Source organism: Alistipes sp. CHKCI003 (assembly GCF_900021155.1).
Classification (GTDB): domain Bacteria; phylum Bacteroidota; class Bacteroidia; order Bacteroidales; family Rikenellaceae; genus Alistipes; species Alistipes excrementavium.
Window position 1 is genome coordinate 1 of the sequence record NZ_FCNT01000018.1, and the last position, 23,693, is coordinate 23,693.

At 57.3% G+C, this 23,693-nt stretch carries 22 protein-coding genes and 2 tRNA genes; 15 read left to right on the forward strand and 9 right to left on the reverse strand.

What is annotated here, in order from left to right:
* On the reverse strand, window positions 1-203 hold a 203-nt coding region (locus tag BN3659_RS13260; RefSeq protein ID WP_141682467.1), incomplete at its 3' end, for a hypothetical protein.
* A 530-nt stretch (window positions 204-733) separates the two neighbouring features.
* On the opposite strand from BN3659_RS13260, the gene gcvH reads away from it, so the two are divergent.
* Window positions 734-1,111, forward strand: coding sequence for a glycine cleavage system protein GcvH (gcvH, locus tag BN3659_RS02780; protein ID WP_091534418.1), 378 nt, complete (start codon window positions 734-736; stop codon window positions 1,109-1,111).
* Between the two features lie 143 nt (window positions 1,112-1,254).
* Window positions 1,255-2,196 (forward strand): malate dehydrogenase, encoded by a 942-nt coding sequence (gene mdh, locus BN3659_RS02785; RefSeq protein ID WP_091534420.1) that lies wholly within the window; start codon window positions 1,255-1,257, stop codon window positions 2,194-2,196.
* 769 nt (window positions 2,197-2,965) lie between these two features.
* Here the strand turns inward: mdh and BN3659_RS02790 are convergent.
* Entirely contained in the window at window positions 2,966-4,348 is a 1,383-nt protein-coding gene (locus tag BN3659_RS02790; RefSeq protein WP_091534421.1) for a tryptophanase, read from the reverse strand.
* Between the two features lie 125 nt (window positions 4,349-4,473).
* Here BN3659_RS02790 and rd point away from each other — a divergent pair, with 125 nt between their 5' ends.
* Window positions 4,474-4,638, forward strand: coding sequence for a rubredoxin (gene rd / locus BN3659_RS02795; RefSeq protein ID WP_091534423.1), 165 nt, complete (start codon window positions 4,474-4,476; stop codon window positions 4,636-4,638).
* A gap of 54 nt (window positions 4,639-4,692) precedes the next feature.
* Window positions 4,693-5,301 carry a superoxide dismutase gene (locus tag BN3659_RS02800; RefSeq protein ID WP_224757847.1) on the forward strand — a complete coding sequence of 203 codons (609 nt, stop codon included), beginning with the start codon at window positions 4,693-4,695 and terminating at the stop codon, window positions 5,299-5,301.
* A 651-nt stretch (window positions 5,302-5,952) separates the two neighbouring features.
* Here BN3659_RS02800 and BN3659_RS02805 read toward each other — a convergent pair.
* The 3 genes from BN3659_RS02805 to BN3659_RS02815 are packed head-to-tail and all read right to left on the reverse strand — an operon-like array spanning window position 5,953 to window position 9,798.
* On the reverse strand, window positions 5,953-8,079 hold the full coding sequence (locus tag BN3659_RS02805) for a S9 family peptidase (protein ID WP_091534425.1): 2,127 nt from the start codon (window positions 8,077-8,079) through the stop codon (window positions 5,953-5,955).
* Window positions 8,080-8,082: 3 nt separating this feature from the next.
* Window positions 8,083-8,769, reverse strand: coding sequence for a hypothetical protein (locus tag BN3659_RS02810; protein ID WP_091534427.1), 687 nt, complete (start codon window positions 8,767-8,769; stop codon window positions 8,083-8,085).
* A 24-nt stretch (window positions 8,770-8,793) separates the two neighbouring features.
* Complete coding sequence (locus BN3659_RS02815) at window positions 8,794-9,798, reverse strand: glucosaminidase domain-containing protein (RefSeq protein ID WP_091534429.1); 1,005 nt, start codon at window positions 9,796-9,798, stop codon at window positions 8,794-8,796.
* Between the two features lie 71 nt (window positions 9,799-9,869).
* Between BN3659_RS02815 and BN3659_RS02820 the strand changes: the two genes are divergently transcribed.
* Genes BN3659_RS02820 through BN3659_RS02830 form a run of 3 tightly spaced genes read left to right on the forward strand, consistent with a single transcriptional unit; the run spans window position 9,870 to window position 12,125 of the window.
* Window positions 9,870-10,475 (forward strand): DUF4254 domain-containing protein, encoded by a 606-nt coding sequence (locus BN3659_RS02820; protein WP_091534431.1) that lies wholly within the window; start codon window positions 9,870-9,872, stop codon window positions 10,473-10,475.
* The gene (locus BN3659_RS02825) at window positions 10,459-11,496 is read left to right on the forward strand and encodes a glycosyltransferase family 9 protein (RefSeq protein WP_091534433.1); all 1,038 of its coding nucleotides are present in this window, start codon (window positions 10,459-10,461) and stop codon (window positions 11,494-11,496) included. Before BN3659_RS02820 ends, BN3659_RS02825 begins: the two co-directional genes overlap by 17 nt.
* A 44-nt stretch (window positions 11,497-11,540) precedes the next feature.
* Entirely contained in the window at window positions 11,541-12,125 is a 585-nt protein-coding gene (locus BN3659_RS02830) for a peroxiredoxin family protein (RefSeq protein ID WP_171847684.1), read from the forward strand.
* A gap of 379 nt (window positions 12,126-12,504) precedes the next feature.
* On the opposite strand, the gene BN3659_RS02835 is transcribed toward BN3659_RS02830, so the two are convergent.
* The 4 genes from BN3659_RS02835 to BN3659_RS02850 form a co-directional block, all read right to left on the reverse strand.
* The gene (locus BN3659_RS02835) at window positions 12,505-13,122 is read right to left on the reverse strand and encodes a lipocalin family protein (RefSeq protein ID WP_091534436.1); all 618 of its coding nucleotides are present in this window, start codon (window positions 13,120-13,122) and stop codon (window positions 12,505-12,507) included.
* 174 nt (window positions 13,123-13,296) lie between these two features.
* Window positions 13,297-14,682 (reverse strand): NADPH-dependent glutamate synthase, encoded by a 1,386-nt coding sequence (gene gltA, locus BN3659_RS02840; protein WP_091534438.1) that lies wholly within the window; start codon window positions 14,680-14,682, stop codon window positions 13,297-13,299.
* A 47-nt stretch (window positions 14,683-14,729) separates the two neighbouring features.
* Window positions 14,730-15,614, reverse strand: coding sequence for a sulfide/dihydroorotate dehydrogenase-like FAD/NAD-binding protein (locus tag BN3659_RS02845; RefSeq protein ID WP_091534439.1), 885 nt, complete (start codon window positions 15,612-15,614; stop codon window positions 14,730-14,732).
* A 121-nt stretch (window positions 15,615-15,735) separates the two neighbouring features.
* Window positions 15,736-16,812, reverse strand: coding sequence for a DUF1573 domain-containing protein (locus BN3659_RS02850; RefSeq protein WP_091534441.1), 1,077 nt, complete (start codon window positions 16,810-16,812; stop codon window positions 15,736-15,738).
* A gap of 125 nt (window positions 16,813-16,937) precedes the next feature.
* Between BN3659_RS02850 and BN3659_RS02855 the strand changes: the two genes are divergently transcribed.
* The 8 genes from BN3659_RS02855 to BN3659_RS02890 all read left to right on the forward strand — a co-directional run bounded on the left by BN3659_RS02855 (window position 16,938) and on the right by BN3659_RS02890 (window position 23,670).
* Window positions 16,938-17,011, forward strand: a tRNA-Asn gene (locus tag BN3659_RS02855).
* Between the two features lie 157 nt (window positions 17,012-17,168).
* Window positions 17,169-17,243 (forward strand) — tRNA-Val (locus tag BN3659_RS02860).
* Between the two features lie 119 nt (window positions 17,244-17,362).
* Window positions 17,363-18,580 (forward strand): site-specific integrase, encoded by a 1,218-nt coding sequence (locus BN3659_RS02865; protein ID WP_091534443.1) that lies wholly within the window; start codon window positions 17,363-17,365, stop codon window positions 18,578-18,580.
* 174 nt (window positions 18,581-18,754) lie between these two features.
* On the forward strand, window positions 18,755-19,666 hold the full coding sequence (locus BN3659_RS02870) for a hypothetical protein (protein WP_091534445.1): 912 nt from the start codon (window positions 18,755-18,757) through the stop codon (window positions 19,664-19,666).
* A 550-nt stretch (window positions 19,667-20,216) separates the two neighbouring features.
* Complete coding sequence (locus BN3659_RS02875) at window positions 20,217-20,828, forward strand: hypothetical protein (RefSeq protein WP_091534446.1); 612 nt, start codon at window positions 20,217-20,219, stop codon at window positions 20,826-20,828.
* A 55-nt stretch (window positions 20,829-20,883) separates the two neighbouring features.
* Window positions 20,884-22,671, forward strand: coding sequence for a hypothetical protein (locus tag BN3659_RS02880; protein WP_091534448.1), 1,788 nt, complete (start codon window positions 20,884-20,886; stop codon window positions 22,669-22,671).
* 331 nt (window positions 22,672-23,002) lie between these two features.
* Window positions 23,003-23,392 carry a DUF6908 domain-containing protein gene (locus BN3659_RS02885; protein ID WP_091534450.1) on the forward strand — a complete coding sequence of 130 codons (390 nt, stop codon included), beginning with the start codon at window positions 23,003-23,005 and terminating at the stop codon, window positions 23,390-23,392.
* Entirely contained in the window at window positions 23,389-23,670 is a 282-nt protein-coding gene (locus BN3659_RS02890) for a hypothetical protein (RefSeq protein WP_091534451.1), read from the forward strand. The genes BN3659_RS02885 and BN3659_RS02890 overlap by 4 nt, the downstream gene beginning before the upstream one ends.
* Window positions 23,671-23,693: the final 23 nt, after the last annotated feature.

A 23,693-nucleotide genomic window follows, 5' to 3' on the forward strand; every position in this document is an offset into this window, starting at 1 on the left:
CCGAGCGTGAGCGCCCCGGCGGTCGCTTCTCCCGAGCGGGTGCGGACCGGACGGGCGGTTTCGTAAAATTCGCGGGCCGCGGCCGCGGTGAGGCCCGCCCCGTCCCGGACGGGCGGCTCCGAGGGTGTGGTGTCGACCGAACAGGACGGCGGCAGCCACCACGCGGCAGCACACAGGATCGGGAGTAACAATTTTTTATTCACAGGCGAGAAATATTAAGTGTGCACACTCGATCTTCACCTGCAATGTACGCGATTTTTCCCGGCTCTGCAAGTTCGTGCGGGCTGCGGGGTGGAAAACTTCGAGGGGTATGATATAAAACCGCCGGTAAGGCCGTGGACAGGAAGCCCCGCCGTGCGCGACGCGCGCACGCGGAAAGGTGTCCGGCACGGCCCGAACCGGGGGGCGGATCAGCAGGCGGCGAACGGGCCGGACCGACGAGGCGATCCGACGGTGAGACCCGAAGAAGGAACAGAGACGAATTCGGACCGAAGCGCGGGAGACTTGAGGCAGGTTCGGACCGAAGCGGCGGGCCGACCGAGACGGGCCGGGCCTGCGTTGCGGTCTTGCTGCCGATCCGATTCGAACCTTGTTCGTCCGCGGACGGTAGCGGGGCGGGAATTTTTGAGGACCGGGTCGTAAAATAACGCCGCAATTACTTGCTGTTACGAAAATAACACTTATATTTGCATGAATTTTACCCGAAAACTACCACTTAAAATAGAAACGCATTATGAACGTACCTGCAAACCTGAAGTATTCGAACGATCACGAATGGTGCCGCGTCGAAGGCGACACGGCTTATGTCGGCATTACCGATTTCGCCCAGAGCCAGTTGGGCGACATCGTCTTCGTGGACGTGCCGACCGTGGGCGAGACCCTCGCCGCCGGCGACGTCTTCGGCTCGATCGAGGCCGTGAAGACCGTCAGCGATGCCTTCATTCCCGTCTCGGGCGAGATTCTGGAGTTCAACCCGGCCGTCGATGCCGATCCCGCCGTCGTGAATAAGGACGCTTACGGCGAAGGCTGGCTCGTGAAGGTCCGCCTGTCGAATCCGGCCGAAGTGGACGGACTGCTCAGCGCCGACCAGTACAAGGAGCTGATCGGTTGAGGTCGCTTTGCCGACGGACGGGGCGATTGGAGCGGTCCCGCAGCGATCGAGGCACGGTTTCGGTCCGGAAGGGGATTCGAAGGCGACGAGGAGGCCGTTGACGGAGGATACGAAACATAGAAATCTATAAATACCAAATTGTTATGTCAAAAGTTACCGTTGTGGGCGCAGGCGCCGTGGGTGCTACCTGTGCGAATGTGATGGCCTGCCGTGAGGTGGCGAGCGAAGTGGTTCTCATCGACATCAAGGAGGGTCTCTCCGAGGGTAAGATGCTGGATATGTACCAGTGCTCGACGCTGATGGATTTCGATACGAAACTCGTCGGTGCGACCAACGACTACAAGGCTTCGGCCAATTCGGACGTAGTGGTCATCACTTCGGGTATTCCCCGCAAGCCGGGCATGACCCGCGAGGAGCTGATCGGCACCAATGCCAAGATCATGAAGGGCGTGATCGAGAATGTCATCAAGTATTCGCCGCGTGCGATCGTGATCGTGGTCGCCAATCCGATGGATACGTTGACCTATCTGGCGCTGAAGGCTTCGGGGCTGCCCAAGAACCGCATCGTCGGCATGGGCGGCGCGCTCGATTCGTCGCGTTTCAAATGCTATCTGGCGAAAGCCACGGGCGCGAACATCAATAACGTGGACGGCATGGTCATCGGCGGCCACGGCGATACGACGATGCTGCCGCTGCTGTCGAAGGCGACGGTAAACGGCGTGCCCGTCGCACAGTTCGCGTCGAAAAAGAAATTGCAGGAGGCCGTGGCCAATACGATGGTCGGCGGCGCTACGCTGACCAAACTCATCGGTACGTCGGCATGGTATGCTCCGGGCGCTGCGGCTTCGATGATGGTCGAGTCGATTCTCCACGATCAGAAGAAGATCGTGCCCTGCTGCTGTTACCTCGAAGGCGAGTACGGGCAGTCGGACATCTGCATCGGCGTGCCGGCCGTGATCGGCCGCAAGGGCGTCGAGAAGATCGTGAAGATCGACCTTACGAAGGAGGAGGCCGAGAAATTCGCCGCATCGGCCGATGCCGTGCGCAAGACGAACAAGGTCCTCTATGAGATAGGCGCCTTGTAGTCCGGCGCGCTTTCCGAACGAAAACCCCGTCGCAGTCGGTGCGTCGGGGTTTTTCGTTCGGATTTGCGACAGACGTGCCGGGCGGGACACGTCGAAAGCAGGGAGCGGGAAAAGCAGGCAGACGAATTATGGAGCAGCAGATTACAGCCTATTTCCCTGATTCGAAGGTTGCAAACGGTTTGCGATTTCGTTCGGACAGCATCGGGATATGTCGTGCCTTGCTCGGACGGGGTGTTCGAACCGAAATTGCGGCACCGGTCGAAAGAGCCCTTGAAAATTGCCTGCAATCCGTCTGCGAATACCTCGGCAGAACCCCTGCCGCATGCCGGTAAAGCGGTGGTTCCGGCCGGATTTGCCGCATTGTCGGGATTACCTTAACGAGTACCCTCCAAGTGTCCGAGGCCCCGGAAAACATTCTTCGTAACTCTTGCCGAAAACTCCTGCCGAATCCCGCCGAAAACCCTTGCCGAACTCCGCCGGAAATCTTCGCCGCCCCCCCCCTCGGCAGAACTCATTTTCGGTCTGGGTTGCCGATGCAGCGGCATCCGCACGGGGATATGAGGCGGAATATCCCTGTGTTTGCGGTCGTCTTCACTGGATTCGCGAGGGGGCTTGGCGTGCGTAACGTTCGAACGAGAGAGGGCCCAACCGGTTTTTAATCCTCTGCGGGTAGTCTGCCGGGAAAGACCCTTTGTATGGGCGCTGCAAATGACAAGAGGCTGTCTGACAAGTCAGAGACAGCCTCTTGTCGTTGGCAGCGGAGCAGCCGTTATTTCTTCACCGGCTCCAGCTCCACGGTGAAGTGGCGCAGGATCGGGGTCTCGAACGTGATCTTATAGCCCGAGGTGATCGACTCGCGGCGCTCGTAAATGTTGCGGCAGGCGGCGGCGATCACGCGGATGTGATTGTCCGTGTAGACCCGGCGCGGAATGGCCAGACGCAGCAACTCCAGTTTCGGATAGCGGTTCTCGTGGGTCTCGGGATCGCGGTCGGCAAGGATCGAGCCGATCTCCACGCCGCGGATGCCCGCTTCGAGGTAGAGCTCGATGCCGAGCGTCTGGGCGATGAACTCCTCCTTCGGCAGGTTGGGGAGAATCTTCTTGGCGTCGATGAAGATCGCATGACCGCCGGCAGGACGCTGGTAGGGTACGCCGTAGTCGTCGAGCAGGTCGCCCAGCAGTTTCACCTGCCGGATGCGGGCGTCGAGCTGTGCGAACTCGGTGTTCTCGTCCAGACCCACGGCGAGCGCGTCCATGTCGCGGCCCGACATGCCGCCGTAGGTGAGGTAACCTTCGAACATGATGCTGTACTGCATTACCTTGCGGTAGAGCTCCTCGGAGTGCATGGCCACGAAACCGCCCATGTTCACCACGCCGTCCTTCTTGGCCGAAATGGTCATCATGTCGGCATAGCTGTAAATCTCGCGTACGATCTCCTTGATGCTCTTGTCGGCATAGCCCTCCTCGCGCGTCTTGATGAAGTAGGCGTTCTCGGCGAAGCGGGCCGAGTCGAACAGGACGGGCACGCCGTAGCGGTGGCAGAGTTCCGACGTCTCGCGGATGTTGCGCATCGAAACGGGCTGGCCGCCGGCCGTGTTGTTGGTGATGGTCAGCACCACGCACGGGATCTTCTCCTTGGGGTTCTCCTTGAGGATCTTCTCCAGTTTGCCGAGGTCCATCTCTCCCTTGAAGGGGATTTCGAGCTGCGTGTCGGCCGCGGCGTCGATCGTGCAGTCTACGGCGTGGCAGCGGCGGAACTCGATGTGGCCCTTCGTGGTGTCGAAGTGGGAGTTGCCCGGGACGATGTCGCCCTCCTTGAGGATCGCCGAGAAGAGCACGTTCTCGGCGGCGCGGCCTTGGTGCGTGGGCAGGAAGTAGGGCATGTCGAAGAGCTTGCCGACCATCTCCTTGAGGCGGAAGTAGGACGATGCACCGGCATAGCTTTCGTCGCCGGTCATCATGGCGGCCCACTGACGGTCGCTCATCGAGCCGGTGCCCGAGTCGGTCAGCAGGTCGATCGTAACCTGCTCGCTGCGCAGTTTGAAGAGGTTGTACTTGGCTTCGCGGATCCACTGTTCGCGTTCGGCGCGGGTCGAGGGGCGGATGGGTTCCGTCATTTTGATTTTGTAGGGTTCTGCGTACGGCAATTCCATAGTTGTAAAAAGGTTTTAGAGATTATAGTTCGTAAGCATTTTGCCCAAAATTACAAAAAATTTCCGGATAAATACAAATAAAGGTATTATATTTGTTAGCATGATCGCAAAAACGAACCGGTCCTATGAAAAAATACCGCTGCATTGTCTGCGACTACATCTACGATCCCGGGCCGGGCGATCCCGAGAACGGAATCGCTCCCGAAACCTCGTTCGACGATCTGCCCGACGGGTGGATCTGTCCCGTGTGCGGCGAGGGAAAATGGGCGTTCGAACCGGTTGCGGAATAGTTTTTGCGGCCTATGCAACCGTCAATCGTATCACTTTTAATCTTCATTACCGCTATGACAACCGACACGGCAACCGAAGCGCGGTTCGTAACCCGCGACCTGCCATACGCCTACGATGCGCTGGCGCCCCACATTTCCGAGGAGACGATGCGTTACCACCACGACAAACACTATACGGGCTATGTGGCGAAGCTCAACGAGCTCGCCCTCGATACGCCCTTTGCGCAGCAGCCGCTCGAAGACATCGTCGTTTCGTCGGACGGTGCGCTGTTCAATAACGCCGCACAGGCGTGGAACCACGAATTTTTCTTCGACACCCTTTCGCCCGCCCCGCAGAGCGTTCCCACCGGCAAGCTCGCCGAGGCCGTCGACAAGTACTTCGGATCGTTCGAGAACTTCAAGGCTGAGATGAGTAAAGCCGGTACGGCGCTCTTCGGCTCGGGCTGGGTTTGGCTGGTCGAGGACAAGGCCGGCCGGCTGGCCGTCATGAGTGAGCAGAATGCCGGCAACCCGCTTCGCTACGGGATGAAACCTCTCATGTGCTTCGACGTGTGGGAACATGCCTATTACATCGACTACCGCAACCGTCGCGCCGACGCGATCGCCGCCCTGTGGAATGTAATCGACTGGAAGACGGTCGGCGAACGCTACGAAAAGAGATAAGGACGAAGGAGGGGCTGTCTGACACGTGTTAGCCCCCCCCCTTTTTTTCGTACCGCTATTCGGGAACTTTTCCGAATACGCGATTCTCTGAGCGTTAAAAAAACTTGTTAGACAGCCTCTCTTTTTTTCGTGCCGCTGTCCGAGACCTTTCCCCGAAAGGACGATTCCCGGATGGGTGAAAACTCCTCGGAAGCCCCTCGTGCGTTTGCGTGATCGGGCGCCGCAAGCCGCGAACGATTCGTCCGGATATGGATCGGGGCTGTCTGATGGGCTGTCTAACAGGTTTAGTCGGCCCTTTTTTGTGCCTGCTGCTATCCGGGGGTATTTCCGAACTCGAATCCTCAGAGGGTGTAAAGACTTGTCGGACGCTTCCTTTCGCACGGAATCCGTCGTCATCGCTCCTCGCGGCTTCGTTCGCGGCCGCCTCCGCGTCGCTTGCGGTCCCGCCTCTCTGCGCTCCGGTCGCTCCCTGTCGGGATCCGGTTCGTGCTTTGCGCGATCCGGATGCGCCCGCATTGCCGGCTCCGAACCGGCTCCGGAAGCAGCTTCGTCTGAGCCGGTCGGCCGCCCTTCGCAACGAAGATGCCGCATGCGGGATGCTCTCCCGCATGCGGCATCTCCGTTCCGGCAGGAGTCCGCCGTTGCAGGGCCTCAGAGGTGCTCGATCGTGTACTCCGCCATCTTTTGCCGCACGTTGCGCATGTCGTGGGGCATCATCGAGTGGTTCTGGTCGGGATAGACCATCATGTCGTACTGCTTGCCGCAGCGGTTGAGCGCGCGGGCCATCTCCATCGTGTTCTGGAAGTGTACGTTGTCGTCCGCCGTGCCGTGGACGATAAGCAGTTTCGTGTGCGTGTCGTCGAGCCGCTCGGCGAAGTTGAGCGGCGAGTTGTCGTCATACCCCGCGGGGTTGTCCTGCGGCAGTCCGTTGTAAATCTCGGTATAGATGGAGTCGTAGAACCGCCATGAGGTAACGGGAGCCACGGCGATCGCCATCTTGAAGAGCCCGTCGCCCTTCAGCGCGCAGCCCAGCGCCATGAAACCGCCGTAGGACCAGCCGTAGATGCCGATCCGTGCGGGATCGGCCCACGGCTGCGCCGCGAGGTAGCGGGCCACGGAGAGCTGATCCTCGACTTCGAGCCGCCCGAGCTGTCCGTAGGTGCATTTCTTGAATGCTTCGCCGCGGAAGCCCGTGCCGCGTCCGTCGGCGCAGACCACGACATAGCCCGCGTCGACGAGGGCATCCTCCCAATCGAGCGACCAGCGGTCGGCGACCTGCTGCGAACCCGGACCCGAATACTGGGTCATGAGGATCGGATAGCGTTTCGACGGATCGAATCCGCGCGGCCGCAGGATCCATGCATTCAGCGTGTCGCCCCGTTCGGTGGGAATCGTGATGAACTCCTTGACGGGGCGCTCCGAGGCTGCCAGTTCGCTGCGCAGCGCCTCGCTCGTGCGGAGCGTGCGGACCAGCTTGCCCTCGCCCGTGCGGATCTCGACGCGGTTGGGGGTCGAGGCATTGGAGAAGGTCGAAATGTAGTATTTCATGCCGCGGCTTGGGGCGATCGTGTAGTAGCCGTCGCCGCCCGTGAGGCGCCGTTTCTTGCGTCCGTCGAGCGTGATGCTGTAGAGGTCGCGGCGCAGGGGCGATGCCTCGGTCGAGAGGTAGTAGATGCGTTTGTCCGTCAGGCCGGCGATTCCCGTAACCTCCCAATCGCCTCGGGTGATGGGGTGGAGCAGACCCTCGCCGATGCTGTACAAATAGAGGTGCATGCGCCCGGCCGAGGTCTCCTCCATGACGACGAAGCGGTCCTCGTCGAGGAACGTTACGGTCGAGGCGTGTACGCGCTCCACGTAACGGGGAGAGCGTTCTTCGTAGATCGTGCGCTGCGATCCGTCGGCGTCGCACAGCACCACCTCGAACCGGTTTTGGAGGCGGTTGACGCGGTAGAAGTAAAGCCGCCCGTCGGGGGTCCAGCCCAAATGGGGGATGTACTGATCGGTCTCGGCGCCGGTGTCGATGCGCGTGCGGGCGCCGGTGTCGATGTCGAAGAGCCAAAGCTCCACCGTGGAGTTCCGTTCGCCGGCCTTGGGGTATTTGAAGGTGTAGGCTTCGTTGTAGAGTTTGCCGTCGAAACGCATCATTTCGAAGACGGGGACCTCGCTCTCGTCGAAACGCAGGTAGGCGATCCGGCGGCTGTCGGGCGAGAAGGCGTAGGCTTTGGTGAAGCCGAACTCCTCCTCGTAGACCCAATCGGTCGTGCCGTTGATGATGCGGTTCCAAGCGCCGTCCTGCGTGATTCGGCGCACGCTCTCGGTTTCGATGTCGTAGAGCCACAGGTCGTTGCGGCTCGAAAAGGCGATCCGACGGCCGTCGGGCGAGAACGATGCGTCGCGCGTGGAGTCGATCCCGAGCATGATGGGGCGAAGTCCCCGTGCGTCGGAAAGGTAGTAGCGCGTGGTGTAGGAGTGGCGGTAGATCGGCTCGCTGCCCGAGGCGACGAGAATGGTCCGTTCGTCGGGCGAGAGCTGGTAGTCGGCGATCGCGAAGCTGTCGGGCGTCTCGGGCAGCAGCGTCTCGCCCGCACATGCTTCGGCATAGGCGTATTTGCGGATCGTGTTGTCTTCCAAGACGGTGTAGTGTACGCCGTCGGCCATCGAGCGGATGCCCCGCACGGTCTCGTTCATCGAGCGCAGACGCACGATCTCGTCGTAGCTCTGGGCATGTGCGGCCGCGGCCGCGAGGGCCAGCGCCGCGAGGGTCAGCAGTTTTTTCATGGGTCAGATGTCTTCGGTGTCGAATTCGTATCCCAAGCGTTTGCCCGTTACGAACTTCGAGTTATCGAGTTTGGTGTTGAACTGGTCTACCGTAACACGTTTGCCGTCTTCGTACGAAGGTACCAAAAGATCGAAGCCCAGTGCGAAGGCGATGGCCGCTTCGAGAATGCCTTTGAGCGCTTCGCGCCCGATTTCGGCCGTGCCGAACGAGGCGGCCTTGACGCCCGTCTGGCCTTTGCCTTCGACGAAATAGCGCCGTTCGCGGTTGATGAAGATGCGTCCGATGAGGTAGCCTTCGTCGGCATTGCGGTTGAACTTGAACGAGTCCGAAAGGAAATTGTAGATGTTGACGATGCCGCAGTAGGAGTTGTCCGGATCGGCTTCGACGTAGGGGGTTCGCCGGACGGCGTGGTCCTCCGGGAATTCGAAGACGTCGGTGTGCATCTGGAAGATCAGAAGATCGTCGGCGATCTGCATCTGCGCTTCGAACTTGCCCCGGTCGCGGTATTCGAGCCGTACGCGGCGGTCGAGTTTGCCGTCCAGCTCGTCGTCCATCTCCGACGCCATCTCCAGCAGGGTCTCCTTCAGTTCGTTGAAAGCCGCGAACGTGTTGTCGAAAACGCGCTGCTTGAGCGTGGACTTGCGGACGATCGCGTCGAGGATTCGGCTCCTCGGGGAGGTTGGTTCCATAAAAGATTATCGTAGGTTTTGTTTTCAGCGGATTCTGACTTGCCGGCCCTTTTCGATCACCTCTCCGGGTCTGAGCCGGTTGAGCCGCTCGATCGAGCGGGTGCGGATGCCGTAGGACTGGCCGACGGCGTAGGCCGTCTCGCCTTCGCGGGCCGTGTGGACCAGTGCGTTCCCTTCCCAGCGTTTCTTCTTGCGCTCGATGTAGACCACTTCGCCCGTTACGGGCTGCGCCTTGCCCCTGAGGTCGTTGAAGCGGCGCAGGTTGCGGGCCGAGAGGCGGAAGCGTCGCCCGATGTTTTCGAACGTATCGTTCTCCTTGGCCAGCACGTAGTGCACGCCGTTGGTCATGTAGACGTTGTAGCCGTTGTGGGCATTGATCGTTACGCGGTACTGGTCGGGGTCGATGCCCGAATCGGCGGCGGCCGCGCGCTCCACGGTGCTCTGGTCGGGCAGCCAGTCGAGCGGGTCGGTGCTCGTGAGGCTGCGGGCTTCGTCGTAGCGTTTCATGCCGTCCTCGCGGTCGAGCAGGTAGAGCTGGTTCTCCTCGATGATGCGGATGAGTCGCTGCGCATAGTCCGGGGCCGTGGCGTAGCCGGCGGCCTTGAGGCCGCGCGCCCAGCTCTTGTAGTCGGTGGACGAGTAGGCGAACAGCGAGTCGTAGCGGGGCTGCGAGTCGAGAAACTCGGCATGGTCGTGGTACGAAGCCTCGACCGACGGGTAGCAGCGGAAACATTCGCCCTTGGCGTCGTCGTCGTAATAGATCTTCCGGCCGGTCCAGTTCGTCTTGCACTTGATGCCGAAGTGGTTGTTCGATTCGCGCGAGAGCCAACTGTTGCCGGCGTCCGATTCGAGCAAGCCTTGTGCCATGGTGATGCTCGCCGGAATGCCGTAGCGTTCCATCTGCGCTACGGCGATCGCCTTGTAGCGGTCGATATACTCCTCCTTGGTGATGCGGAGCTGGGCCGCGGAGACGAGGGGCAAAGTTGCGAACAAAAAGAGGGCGGATATTGCTTTTTTGTAAATATTCATTAACTTTGTTTGGTCTTTATGGAACAAAGGTATAATTTTCTGCGGAAAATTACAATATTAAACGCAACGCTATGTTTACCGAGAACGCAAACGAGATTTTCGACAGGGCCATTGCCGACTATCACCGCTACGACGACGTGGACCGTCCGATCGCCAACCCCTATGCGGAGGGGTCCGTCGAATACCTGCTCTATCTGAAGAACTGGATCGACACGGTGCAGTGGCATCTGGAAGACATCATCCGCGATCCGGCGATCGACCCTGCGGAGGCGTTGAAGATCAAACGCCGCATCGACAAGTCGAATCAGGAGCGGACGGATATGGTGGAGTACATCGACTCGTGGCTGCTCGACAAGTATAAGGAGGTGGAGGCGCGCCCCGATGCTCGGATCAACACCGAGACACCCGCTTGGGCGATCGACCGTCTCTCGATTCTGGCGCTGAAGATCTACCACATGGCCCGCGAGACCGAACGCACGGACGTCGGCGAGGAGCATCTCGGCGCCTGCCGCCGCAAGCTCGACGTGCTGAACGCGCAGCGGATGGATCTTTCGACGGCCATCGAAGAGCTGCTGGAGGATATCGAAGCGGGACGCAAGTACATGAAAACCTACAAGCAGATGAAGATGTACAACGATCCTTCGCTCAACCCCGTGCTGTATGCCAAGTCGAAGTAGAGCGCTGCCCCGTCATCTTCTGGTCATCCGCACGTCGGCCATGGGCGATGTGGCGATGTTGCCGCACGCCCTGCGCGCGCTGATGTCGGCCTATTCGGACCTGAAGGTTACGGTGGCGACTCTGCCTCTGTTCCGCCCCTTTTTCGAGGGGCTGGACGTGGATTTTCTCGACATCGACACGCGCGACGAACACCACACCATGCGCAGCATGTTCGCATTGGCCAAACGGGTCCGCGGCATGGGCGTGGACGGTGTGGCGGACGTGCACGACGTGTGGCGGACGAAGAGCTTCCGGCTGGCGATGCGGATGCACGGCGTGAAGACGGCCCACATCGACAAGGCCCATCTGGAGAAGTGGATGCGCCTGAAGAGCGGCAACACCTGTGCCGTGCCGCTCAAGCACACCGTCGTCCGCTATTGCGACACGTTCCGCCGGCTGGGGTTCGAATTCGCGGATCCGGCCCCGGCCGTCCGGCGCGAACGGGCGAATCCGATGGGGGAGAAGCGGGGTGTGTGGATCGGTTTCGCGCCTTTTTCGGCCCAGACGGGGAAGACCTATCCCGAAGAGCTGAGCCGCGAGGCGGTCCGCTTGCTGTGCGAGCGGTACGACCGGGTGTTCATCCACGGTGGCGGCGGCCGCGAGCAGGCTTTCGCGCAGGAGATGGAGGCGCTTTATCCGAATGCCGCGGGAGTATACGGGCGCGTCGGGCTCGACGGCGAAATGGCGCTCATCGCTCATGAGGACTGCGTGGTGTCGATGGATTCGCTCGTCATGCACTTGGCGTCGCTTGTGGCGACGCCCGTGGTGTCGGTCTGGGGGGCGACGCACCCTTCGCTCGGCTATATCGGCTACGGCATCGACCCCGCGGGGGTGTTGCAGGCCGACATGCCATGCCGCCCCTGTTCGGTCTACGGCAAGAAGGAGTGCCGTTACGGCGACTACCGCTGCATCCATGCCGTTACGCCCCGGATGATCGCCGACCGCGTGGCGCGGATGCTCGCCGGAAGCGGCGGAAAGTGAGGAGACCGGGCGTCGCGATGCGGAGGATTGGAGGTATGAAAAATATGAAAAAGTTGTTGTTGTTCGTTTTGTCCGCGGCATTGGCGGCGCCGCTCTTCGCCCAGCGCCGTGTGCAGCGGGATACGGTCCGGATCGGCGGAAAGCCTGTGGGAGTAACGGTTACGAACTGGTATTGCATCGAGGGCGACGAGTTGCCCGCCTTTACCGTCCGGGACCAGAACGGCAAGACGATCCGAAGCGCAGACCTGCGCGGCAAGACGGTCGTCGTTAGTTTCTGGATCGGTAGTTGCGCTCCCTGCCTGAAGGAGTTGGGCCGCGTCGGTCCGGAGATCGTGGACCGCTACTCTCCCGATGAATTCGCCTTCATAGCCATCGGCTCGGGCGAGACGGCCGAGAGCGCCGCGCGGTTCGTGGAACTCGCGGGCGCGACCTTTCCGCTCTGCTACGATGCCTCGGGCGAGGTCTTCGGGCGATTCGCCGACAACGGGTTCCCGAAACTCTTCGTGGCCGATGCCGGCGGCACGGTACGGATGGTCGAACAGGGCTATGACGATGCAAAATTCGCCCGTCTCGAAGAGACGGTCGCCGGGTTGATCCGGGAAAACCGGCGGGAGCTTTCCGAAGATTAGGCGCTCCGTTCCGGCGGTCGGCATGCGGACCGGAACATGCTCCCGGCGCGGATTGCGGCCGGAGCCGTTCGGCATCGGCAGATGTCGGTCCCGGGTTCGGAGCCTGAGGGATGTGCGATAAAGGGTTGCGGGCCGTCGGTCGGGTGCTCCGTGCCGCGGCGGTCGGGAGCCGAAATCTTCGGAATCGCAGGAGCCGGCCGGTCCGCGGTTTTAATCGCTCGTGGTCCGTATTCCTGAGAATGGGGCCGTATGGCCGTGGATATGAAAAGGCCCCCTCCCGGCTCGCCGAGAATTGCGGATTCGGAATGTGCTCGCATAAGCCGCACGAACCGAACGAGGCTGGCCGACGATTCGTCGGCCAGCCTCGTTCGGTCGCATGTCATGACACTGCGCTTCCTGCGGCGGAATACGGGTGCGGCACGCCCTGTTGCGTCCGTTTCGTCAGCACGATCTCCGTACCTTCGATCGAAAGGGTCTCGCGGCCTTCGGCATTCGTGCCGAGTACGGCCGTCTGCGTGAACCGCATCGTTCCGCCCGAACCTTCGCTTTCGCCCGTGAGCACGATCCGGTCCGTTTCGCCCTGAAGTTCCCATGCCGTGTAGCGGAGCGTGGCCATGCGGATCGACTCGGCCTCACCTTCGACCGAAAGCCGGATGCCCATTTCGAGGCTGTCGGGCGCGAGCGGGTCGGGCATCGTCCATTCGCCCACGGCTTTTGCATAGGCGGGATCGGTCGAGACCTTCGTCGCAGGAGTGGTCCCGCGGAGTTCGCCTTTGTAGTATACGGTAGCTATGTTGCCGATCAACAGCCCGTTGGCGTCGCTCATGTCCGCATCGGCGGTCGAGAAGACGATCGTCCGCTCTTCGGTGAGGCTCTTCACGGCGACGGTGTTCATCGAAGCCTCTTCGATGACGCCGGTGTACTGCTTCGGCTCGCTGCCGCACGCAACAAGAACGCAGGCGGCGGCTGCGAACGCCGGAATTCGGATGTTTTTCATCTTTTTTTAATTGTCGGGGATGCGACGGTATGTGCGTCGTACGATCTTTGCGCCGCCGCATCCGATTGTCGAATCGTCCGTCCGTGCCGATCCGCGGTCTGCGCCTGCCGGTCGACTGCTGCTGCGGAGCACCAGCTCCGCCGGACCCCGCAGCGGCGGCAGCGGGCCCGAAGATTATTTGGATTTCACATATTCGTCGATCGCGCGCGCGGCCTTGCGTCCGGCGCCCATGGCGAGGATCACCGTCGCGGCACCCGTTACGGCATCGCCGCCGGCGAAAACCCCGCGGCGGCTCGTCGCGCCGTTCCCGTCGGCGATCACGCAGCCGCGGCGGTTGGTTTCGAGCCCGGCGGTCGTCGCGGCCAACAGCGGGTTGGGCGAGGTGCCCAGTGCCATGACCACCACGTCGCAGGGAATTTCGAAATCCGAACCCGGCTTCTCGACGGGCGAGCGGCGTCCGCTCTCGTCGGGCTCGCCCAGCTCCATCTCCACGCAGCGCAGACCGCGCACCCAGCCCTTCTCGTCGCCGAGTATCTCGGCGGGGTTGGTCAGCATCCGGAACTCGATGCCCTCCTGCTTGGCGTGGTGCACCTCCTCGACGCGGGCCGGCAGCTCCTTCTCGCTGCGGCGGTAGACGATCACGGCCTCGGCGCCGAGGCGCTTGGCCGTGCGCACGGCGTCCATCGCCACGTTGCCGCCGCCCACGACGACGACTTTCCGCCCGACGTAGATCGGCGTGTCGTACTGTGCATCGTAGGCGTGCATGAGGTTGGCGCGCGTGAGGAACTCGTTGGCCGAGACCACGCCGTTGAGGTTCTCGCCCGGGATACCCATGAAGCGGGGCAGCCCGGCGCCCGAACCGATGAAGACGGCGTCGTAGCCCTCCTTGTCCATCAGGTCGTCGATCGTTACGGTCCGGCCGACGATCACGTCGGTCTCGATCTCCACGCCCAGCGCCTTCACCTGCTCGATTTCGCGGGCGACGATGCGCTCCTTCGGCAGACGGAACTCGGGAATGCCGTAGACCAGCACGCCGCCGACCTTGTGCAGCGCTTCGAAAATCTTCACTTCGTAGCCCATCTTCGCCAAGTCGCTGGCGCAGGCCAGACCGCTCGGGCCGCTGCCGATCACGGCCACCTTATGGCCGTTGCGGGGTGCGACGGCCGGTGCCGTACCTCCGTTTTGGAGTTTCCAGTCGCCCACGAAACGTTCGATCTTGCCGATCGCCACCGGCTCGCCCTTGATGCCCAGCACGCACGAACCTTCGCACTGGCTCTCCTGCGGGCAGACGCGGCCGCAGATCGAGGGCAGCGAGCTGTCCTCGCCGATGATTTCGGCCGCCTTGCGGAAGTCGCCCCGGCCGACCTCGTGGATGAAGTCGGGAATGCGGATGTTCACGGGGCAGGCCGCCACGCAACGGGGATTCTTGCAGTGGAGGCAGCGCGAGGCTTCGAGCATCGCCTCCTCCTGATTGTAGCCGTAGCAGACCTCCTCGAAGTTGGTCGCACGGACTTTGGGATCCTGTTCGCGCACGGGAACGCGCGGTATTTTGTTTGCCATTGTTTTATTGGTCTGTTTTTCAGGTTAGTCGGATGGGCCGGACCGCACTATTTGTCCAGTCCGATTCTGCATACGTGCCCTTCGGCGCGCTCGGCGGCGATGGCCGCGGCACGCTGCTCCTGCGTGCGGTACATGCCTTGGCGGCGCATCGCCTCGTCGAAGTCGACTTCGTGGGCGTCGAACTCGGGGCCGTCGACGCAGGTGAAGCGGGTCTTGCCGCCCACCGTAACGCGGCAGGCGCCGCACATGCCCGTGCCGTCGACCATCAGCGCATTGAGCGACACGATGGTCTTCAGCGGATAGGCCGCCGTCGTGCGCGCGACGAACTTCATCATGACCATCGGACCGATGGCTACGCAGACGTCGTATTTCCTGCCCTCTTTCTCGATCAGCTCTTGGATCAGACCCGTAACCATGCCGTGGAAGCCCTCGCTGCCGTCGTCCGTGGCGATGTAGAGCGTATCGGCCACGGCACGCATGGCGTCGGTGTAGATGAGCATCGACCGGGTCTTGGCGCCGATGACGACATCGGCCTTCACGCCGTGTGCGTGCAGCCATTTGACCTGCGGGTAGACCGGGGCCGTGCCTACGCCGCCGGCGACGAAGAGAAAGTGTTTTTTGCGCAGTTCGTCGAGAGGTTCGTGCACGAATTCGGAGGGGTGCCCGAGCGGCCCCGCGAAATCGGCGAAGCATTGGCCGGCTTCGAGCGCGCAGATCTTGCGCGTGGAGACCCCGATGGTCTGGGTTACGATCGTTACGCTGCCCGCTTCGGCGTCGTAGTCCGAGATCGTGAGCGGCACCCGCTCGCCGTATTCGTCCGAACGGACGATCACGAATTGCCCGGGAAGCGCCGACTTGGCGATGCGCGGTGCATGGATTCGCATCAGGCAGATACCCTCTGCCAGATACCTTTTTTCGAGAATTTCAAACATTCCGTATTATTATATATATGTGTGTTTCTTCTTCCGTTCTCTGCTCATCCTCTTGCCGGGCTCGTTCTCCGGAGTCCGTCTGCTCCCCCCCCCTCTTGCTGCGTCGGGCCATCCCGTCCGTTCACTCTTCCACGACCGCCGTGATCCGCAGCCGCCGCATCGGGCGCGCCGGATCGTCCGTGATGACCGTGATGCGTCCCGAGACCAGTCCGTGCTCCTGTTCGGAGGGATCGACCGTCGCATAGGCCGTAACCGACTTGCCGGCTTCGATCCGTCGCCCCGTGCGAAGCGTGCAGCCCACGCCGCCCTCGGTCTCTACGGCCTTGACCGTCAGAGCTCCGAGACCTGTGTTGGTGAGCCTGAAGGCTCTCTTTTGCAGTCCGGCCCCGCGTTTGAGGACACCAAATTTAAGCATATATTTGTCAATTTCGGCCTTCGGGGCGTAAATTTCGTTCGAAAGCTCGGGATTGTCCACGGCGATGCCGTGCGCCATGAGCCGTACGGGGGCGTCGCGTCCGTCGATCCGCAGCGTCAGCACGTCCTCCACCGTGCCGTAGTGCGTCGAACGCTCCGGCAGGTCGTATCGCAGGACGATCTCGGCGCATGCGCCGGCTGCGAGGGTGCGGGGCTGCTCCGCCGTGAGGAAGCCGCTGCACCGGTCCGGCACGAGCTCCAGCCGCACGGCCCGGCCGGTGGGGTTGGCGACGCCGACGGTCGCTTCGGCCGGTCGGCCGTGATAGAGGTAGGCGAACGTGCAGAGATTCTGCGTGAGGCGGAGCGGTCCGGCCTCGACCGGATAGCGTTCGGCGAGGGTCTTTTCGCGCTCTTCGACCGTCCCGCGGATGCGGATCGTGCCGATTTTGTTCCGCTCGGAATCGAAGACGGCGAGCTCCTTGGAGAAAACGCCCGGCCGGTTCGCCGGATCGTAGGTTACGCGGATTTCGGCTTGTTCGTGCGGCAGGATGGGCTTGCGCGAAAATTCGGGGACCGTGCAGCCGCACGACGAGTAGACGTGCAGGATCACGACGGGGCTGTCCGATACGTTCGTCCCGGTGAACGTGTGCGTTACGGGGCCGTCGGCTTCGCGGATCCGGCCGAAGTCCCATTCGGCCGGATCGAAGCGCAGAGGTTGCTGGGCATGAGCCTGCAAAGTGCAGAATATCGGTATTAAAAATGCGATGCAGCGTTTCGTTGTCATGATCTTCGTTATGTGCTATCCGATGCAAAGGTATATTTTTTGCGAAAAAAACGGGCAATAATTTTGCACGAAAGAAATTTTGCCGTATATTTGCACACCGAAACCGGGAAAGATCGGTTTTCGAAGCCTGAATAGCTCAGTTGGTTAGAGCACATGACTGTTAATCATGGGGTCCTAGGTTCAAGTCCTTGTTCAGGCGCAGATGCGCGAAGGTTGCACGAGGGTTCTTATGAATACGGCGAAGGGCGGTCTTTTCAGAAAGGTCGACGCCGAAGTCGGATGAACGAAAAATTTTTCCGAAAAAATTTGGAGTTCGTTAAAAATGAATTACCTTTGCAGTCCCGAGCCATTTTTAAGGGAGCTTAGCTCAGCTGGTTCAGAGCGTCTGCCTTACAAGCAGAGGGTCGGGGGTTCGAATCCCTCAGCTCCCACAACTGAAAATCAACGACTTACAGCAATGTAGGTCGTTTTTCTTTTGTGTACCTCCGTGGTCGGTTTACACGTTTTTTGCCCGTTTGTGTAAACCAGTGTGTAAACCGAGATTTACACGATGAAAGCTACCGTAGAGGTTGTTTGTTACAAGTCCAAGCCGCTCAAAGACGGCACATTTCCTTTAATGCTCCGAGTTACGAAAGACCGCAAACGCAAATACGTTTCGCTCGGCCTTTCCCTGCACGAAAAGTTTTGGGATTTCGAGAAAGGCAAGCCCAAACGGAATTGTCCCAACAAAGAGCAAATCGAACGGCTGATAGCCGCAAAAACGGCGGAATACAACGATTTGATTGTCGAAATGACCTCCCAGCAACGCGAATACACGGTGGAAACGCTCGTGTCCCATTTTCATAACCAAGTCCGTTGCGCTACGGTGGTTGAATTGTACGATAAACTGATTGATGACATGAAACGCGGCGGTAAACTCGGCAATGCAGGCGTTTACAAATACTCCCGTACATCGTTGCTGAAATTCACGGGACAGCGGTTGCAAATTCCGTTCAGCGACATTGACGCCGTGTGGTTGCGTCGTTACGAGAATTGGTTACGGACGAGCGGTTGCGGTGATACGACCATTAGCCAGCTCTTTCGAACGTTGCGTAGCGTGTTCAACAAGGCGGTAGAATTGCAGTTGGTGAAACGGGACTATTACCCGTTCGATACCTATAAAGTCAGCAAATTCGATACGCGGACGAAGAAACGGGCCATTACGAAAGAGGATGTGCGCAAGGTTATTGCACTCGACTTATCACAAGGCTATCCCTCCGAACGATTGGCGCGTGATATATTCGTGTTCAGCTATTTCGGAGCAGGGATTAACTTTGCAGACATCGCCCTGCTGAAATACGGGAATGTACGGGACGGACGGGTGCAATACGTTCGCAAGAAAACGGGCAAGCCTATCAATTTTCTGCTGACGGAAGAAATGCGGAATATCATTGTCAAATACCAGCAACAAGGACAGACGGATGAAGATTATATTTTTCCGATACTCGACCGCCGTGTGCATAGGACGGAACAGCAGAGATATGACCGAACGCATAAGGTGCTGACGAACACGAATCGTTGGTTACGTAAAATCGGGCAGCGGGTTGGCATCGAACATCTGACTACCTATGTCGCTCGGCATACGTTTGCTACCGTGCTGAAAAGGTCGGGAGTGAACATTGCAATCATTTCCGAATCGCTCGGTCATTCCGATTTATCCACGACACAAATCTATTTGGATTCTTTCGAGAACAGCCAAATCGACGCGGCTATGCAAAACTTGCTATGACAAAAACTCGGACCGACTTTTCCGAGGGGTCTTAAAATAACCCCTCGGTCAAAGTTGGTCCTACTCTTTAAGGGATTATCCGCTTGCATCGGGTAGTCCCTTTTCTTTTTTCTGCGGTCGTCGGTTGCGTCAGAATGCGAAATTTTGTAAATTCGTCTTTATAAAGATACTCCTATGCAAGAAGAACAAACCTTTTACCCCGTAACGACCGAATATTTCACCGCTTGCCTGCCCTTACTGGAAAAATATTTCGGCATCACGGCAGGCTATTTCAACAAAGAACTTTCGGATGCCAAATGTCTGATACCTCACCGAGAGGGTAATAACGTAAAGTACGGCATTAAAGAGGATTGCAATCTGGTTTTGCCGTTTCGACACCTCGAATGCCATGATTTGTTGTCGCTTATCAACTCTTACGGGACAATTACCCCGATAATAGAGGAAGCCCTATTGCTGGTGGCCTACTGCATCCGTGAACGGCAGATCGACGAAAACGAATACAATGACCTTATTCAGTTTCATACTTGGGACATATACCAAAGCGAATGGGCGCACCTGTTGCTTTTTATGGAGCAAATGGAGGCACGGGCATTTCAAGGCAACGAACAGACCGCTATCACAATTCGCACCAACAACGGGATCAAGGAAAAGATTTCTATTCCGAACAGCGATAACTGGTTATTCCGTCTGATTAAAAAGGAACTTGCAGGCTATTTTCCCGAAGTACAGACAGCCGAGAAAGCACGGCAAGATATTCAATGGCGCAAACCGTCTGCGGGACGAAAAAAGGATAATGCCATCTATTCGGCAGTTGCATACGGCATTTACCGAATGCTCCATGAAGAAAACGCAATACCCAGCCAGCCCGATATGCCGAACGAATTATGCGCATTTATTCACGACTTTGCACGGCAGATGGGTTGCTATTCCGATAATAAAGGGTGGGATGGGGCCTATAGTCCCGATCGAATCCGTGCCGATCTTGCCGCCTATCTGAAACCCTCGGCCATAACACCACGATTCAGACCGATACCATTGCAGAGGCAGGTTATCATGCAAGATTTTGATTTTCCGCTATTGGACTGATCGGACTATATAACCATACCATTTAAGGGAGCCGTTTATCGCGGTTCCCTTTCTTTTTTCTGCCAAAAATCTGCCAGTGTCATGACATCTGCCGTTTTGTCATAACCGACAGATTTACAATGCTTTTTCAATATATTTTATAACATTTTCAATAGCAAAGGTAATGAATAGGTCTATTTTTAAGGGCTATTCTCTATTTTTTCAAAGTCTGCAAAGGTTGGATTTATGCAGGTTCAAAAGCCAGAATCCGCGAATAAAGCGTACGGTTATTCGAGAGATTCGGGGAGTAGCCGACAGCCTGCAAAAGAGGCGGTAAAATGAAAAAATACGACCGATGAAGTACAAACTGTAAACAGTTGAAAACCAGAGATAAATAATAGGCTCAAATAGAGCCTGTAATATCTACCTCAAAACGGAAAACAAAAGGGGAAAATATCCCGTATTAACCCTGAAAAGCAACAGGTCGGAGCGTACGGCCGACCAAAGTTGCAGGGAGTAGCCGACAGCCCGAAAGAGGCGGCGACAAAACTTAATAAAGAAGATAACGATTATGAAAACGCTTGTAAACACAATCGCTAACTCGAATACTAATTTTAATAATTTTAAAAAAATGGATAATTTAATTATTTCTGCGACTGAGCCGAAGAAAGTAAGCTCGCTTGCCACCACCGTTCAGACGGTAACCAAAATTGAAGAGAAACCCGTAATGCGTTTCGTACAGATGAAGTACGAGAACAACGCTCAAATGGTAGGCGTTATGCAGAAAGCCATTGGGCTGGGTTTGGACACCATCATCATTACGCCCCGCGTGGATGTCGCAGGTTGCGGTTACGTTTGGGTCGGCCTACGTAAAGGTCAGACCGAGTTGCAAGGCAAACTTTTGCTGAATGCTCAGATTTGGGCCTATTTGCTGGCGGCTCTGCTGGGCGAGGAACTCCCCGAAATTAACAACTGCGACGCTGATAGCGAAATTTGCTGTCAGGGTGAATGGCTGGAAAAGTTGGAGGCGGAAATCCGCCGATACACTACCAAGCGTCGGGAAGAATACACCCAAGACGCGGAAAGCGGTACGGGTTATCTGACCCATTCGTGGATTTTCCCGAATGGTAAAATCAAGATGCCCGCCGAAGCAATAGAAGATGTAACGGCACTTTTCGCCTAACATAAGTCAAACAGGGGAGCGGGTTTCGCCGCTCGCTCCCCATAATTTTTTATCTATGGTCGAAAAAACGATCGAAATCAAGCGGGGGCAGGTTCTTTCCGATATACTCCCCAATAAAGAAATCCCGACGAATACGATCCTTAACAAAACGCTGACGGGTTGCGGTGCTACCTATGGAGAGATCGTACATGCGAAACGGCACTCGATCATCATTGAACCGAATGTGCCCGTTATCCTCGGCAAAAAAGCGGAACACCCATCTTTATTTGCTGTCTACGAGGGGATAACCAAAGAGGATGTCAAGGCGTTTCTTGCAGGCGAAGAAGATGGATTCAGAAAGATCATCACCACGCCCGAAGGCTTCGATAAAAAGGTCCTGCCCGCCATGTACGAAACCCATACTCCGATGTACGACGATTATTTCCTCTTGCTCGACGAGTGCGAAAAGACCATACAGGATGTGGGCTACCGCGGGGATATTTACCTACCCGTCGAGGACTTTTTCAGATTCAAGAATAAGGCAATGGTCTCGGCAACTCCGATCCTGCCCTCCGACCCGCGTTTCGAGGAACAGAATTTTGAAATGGTGCGGATTGCTCCCACTTACGACTACCGCCGACCGCTGACACTTTGCGTCACGAACAATACGGTGCGGATACTCCGAAAATTACTTGTACGGTTGAAAGATGAAACGGTCTGCATCTTTATAAATTCGACCGATACGATTTTGGGACTGATTCAGACGCTCAAATTGGAGGGCCGTTGTAAAGTGTTTTGCGCCGATAAGAGCGTCCGAAAACTCAAACAGCAGAATTTCACCGATGTAAGCGACCGCTTGTCCGAACTTGCAGGAGTAAATTTTTTCACCAGTCGGTTCTACTCGGCGGTAGACATTAAACTGGACTACAAGCCGCATGTAATCGTGCTTACGGATGTGTTCCATGCTCCCTATTCGATGATAGACCCGCAGACCGAGGTCGTGCAGGCCATCGGGCGATTTCGTAACGGCATAGAGCAGGCGTACCATATAACGAATACCTGCGACAGATTGCAGAGCGTTTCGCGCGACAAGTTGTTCCATAACCTCGAATGTCAAGAACGGATTTACAACCGAATACGGGAGTTGCCTATTGAGGGCGAAATCGAACACCAAACCCTTACGCAAGCCTTGCAAGGGATGGACTATAAACGCTTCGTAACGCGCACGGGCAATCGAAACTGGTTCATGTGGGACAACGCATGGACGGATGCCCGACTGGAAGCCCTCTACCGATCCTCCGCAACGATTGAGGAGGAGTACAAAGACGCCCCGTTCCAGTTGGCCGTTCATAAGGTAGATTACGACCTGACCGACGAAGACCGTCTGCGGCGGACACAGGCCCAAATAAAAGGAACGACGGAATTATGGCGCGAGGTGGTAGAACAAATCGACCGAATCCAACGGCAGAATCCCGACGCAGAACAAACATTTCTCTGCGGACAATTAGGCGATACGTTCTCAGAAATCATTGAAGCGGCAACGATTCTCGGTAAAGAGCGCATCGGGCAACTGGGCTATGACAGGCGCAGAATCAAGGCAGCGTTGGAGAACGTGGAGGAGAACCGATTGATGACCTCCGAAAAGATGCAACGAGCCGTCTATGCGAAATACAATACGGGCGATTTGGTGCTCTGTTCTGAAATACTCGGTTTTCTGCGGGGACTGATAACCGATAACGGAATACCATTCAAGGGGCGTGTAGACAGGCAGATTGTCAAGCTGTTTTTCGAGATTGCCGATGACAAGCCACGAATTAAGGGCAACAAAGCCTATCTGCTCGGTAAAAAGATGTTCGAGTTTTAGAGAGGAAAAACGGACCGACTTTCGCAAAGGGGGTAAATTAAGACCCCCTTGCAAAGTTGGTCCTATTCTTTGCTTGTGAAGATACTATCTCTTTTTCACCCCTCCCCCTTTTCAGATGGGAAACCGAATTTTTTACTTACTATTTAATAGGATTCCACATAAAACAGACCACCCCTATTTATGCCCGAAACCATCTAACAGCATAAAATTATCGGAATTATATAGAATCGGAAAACTATTCTTACATGGAGATATGCCGCCCTGTTTAGTTGGTTATGAATGGAGTTATCTTTTTACAAGTAATGGGGAATAACTCTAAACTTTACAGACCATGAAAACATTAAATGAAAGGGCGACAGAAATTCTGAAAGCCTTGTTAGCCGTGCGGGCTTACAGAATCGACCACGGAAACGGAGTTTACACACGCTTACGTGCCGCAATGATTGGGCGCAATGGAAAGTACAACCTTATTTCGCTGGTAGAATACTACGAAGCTAAAGGTAAACTTGCGCAGAATACAGAAATGAATTTTGCATTTGACACAAGTACAAAGCAATTTATCCCGTACTATTACTGCAACAAAACTCTCCGCATTGAATCGCATAGTGCGTACCCGACAGAAAACGGAATGGAGAATTGCGCCGAGGAAAGACAGGCTGACCACACAAATTTTGCAAACCGATGGCTAATACGCATGAACTCGCAACAACCGATTATATGAATGCGCAACGAATAGTACAGAATTGTGTTTTGAAGAATCAAAGCACGGTTATCGAGGAAATGATACGGGCAAACCTTATTTCCGAAGAATATCTTTATCCGTTCGCGGATGATGTCATGGAATGGTGGCTGATTGATTCTTGGCTGGCCGAACGGCTGAAAGAGCAAGGCGAGGTTATCATCGAGGAATACGGTTGCTACTGGTGGGGCAGACAGTCCAGCGGGCAGGCTATCTACATGGATTATGTAATTCAGAGAATTTGCGGGGGAATCGACTGATTCCCCTTGCAAATCTGAATCCG

Bases quoted from the DNA above. Each gene is read 5' to 3' on its own strand.
- gcvH (WP_091534418.1), top strand. From the start codon at position 734: ATGAACGTACCTGCAAACCTGAAGTATTCGAACGATCACGAATGGTGC.
- mdh (WP_091534420.1), top strand. From the start codon at position 1,255: ATGTCAAAAGTTACCGTTGTGGGCGCAGGCGCCGTGGGTGCTACCTGT.
- BN3659_RS02790 (WP_091534421.1), bottom strand. From the start codon at position 4,348: ATGGAATTGCCGTACGCAGAACCCTACAAAATCAAAATGACGGAACCC.
- rd (WP_091534423.1), top strand. From the start codon at position 4,474: ATGAAAAAATACCGCTGCATTGTCTGCGACTACATCTACGATCCCGGG.
- BN3659_RS02800 (WP_224757847.1), top strand. From the start codon at position 4,693: ATGACAACCGACACGGCAACCGAAGCGCGGTTCGTAACCCGCGACCTG.
- BN3659_RS02805 (WP_091534425.1), bottom strand. From the start codon at position 8,079: ATGAAAAAACTGCTGACCCTCGCGGCGCTGGCCCTCGCGGCCGCGGCC.
- BN3659_RS02810 (WP_091534427.1), bottom strand. From the start codon at position 8,769: ATGGAACCAACCTCCCCGAGGAGCCGAATCCTCGACGCGATCGTCCGC.
- BN3659_RS02815 (WP_091534429.1), bottom strand. From the start codon at position 9,798: ATGAATATTTACAAAAAAGCAATATCCGCCCTCTTTTTGTTCGCAACT.
- BN3659_RS02820 (WP_091534431.1), top strand. From the start codon at position 9,870: ATGTTTACCGAGAACGCAAACGAGATTTTCGACAGGGCCATTGCCGAC.
- BN3659_RS02825 (WP_091534433.1), top strand. From the start codon at position 10,459: ATGCCAAGTCGAAGTAGAGCGCTGCCCCGTCATCTTCTGGTCATCCGC.
- BN3659_RS02830 (WP_171847684.1), top strand. From the start codon at position 11,541: ATGAAAAAGTTGTTGTTGTTCGTTTTGTCCGCGGCATTGGCGGCGCCG.
- BN3659_RS02835 (WP_091534436.1), bottom strand. From the start codon at position 13,122: ATGAAAAACATCCGAATTCCGGCGTTCGCAGCCGCCGCCTGCGTTCTT.
- gltA (WP_091534438.1), bottom strand. From the start codon at position 14,682: ATGGCAAACAAAATACCGCGCGTTCCCGTGCGCGAACAGGATCCCAAA.
- BN3659_RS02845 (WP_091534439.1), bottom strand. From the start codon at position 15,614: ATGTTTGAAATTCTCGAAAAAAGGTATCTGGCAGAGGGTATCTGCCTG.
- BN3659_RS02850 (WP_091534441.1), bottom strand. From the start codon at position 16,812: ATGACAACGAAACGCTGCATCGCATTTTTAATACCGATATTCTGCACT.
- BN3659_RS02865 (WP_091534443.1), top strand. From the start codon at position 17,363: ATGAAAGCTACCGTAGAGGTTGTTTGTTACAAGTCCAAGCCGCTCAAA.
- BN3659_RS02870 (WP_091534445.1), top strand. From the start codon at position 18,755: ATGCAAGAAGAACAAACCTTTTACCCCGTAACGACCGAATATTTCACC.
- BN3659_RS02875 (WP_091534446.1), top strand. From the start codon at position 20,217: ATGAAAACGCTTGTAAACACAATCGCTAACTCGAATACTAATTTTAAT.
- BN3659_RS02880 (WP_091534448.1), top strand. From the start codon at position 20,884: ATGGTCGAAAAAACGATCGAAATCAAGCGGGGGCAGGTTCTTTCCGAT.
- BN3659_RS02885 (WP_091534450.1), top strand. From the start codon at position 23,003: ATGAAAACATTAAATGAAAGGGCGACAGAAATTCTGAAAGCCTTGTTA.
- BN3659_RS02890 (WP_091534451.1), top strand. From the start codon at position 23,389: ATGAATGCGCAACGAATAGTACAGAATTGTGTTTTGAAGAATCAAAGC.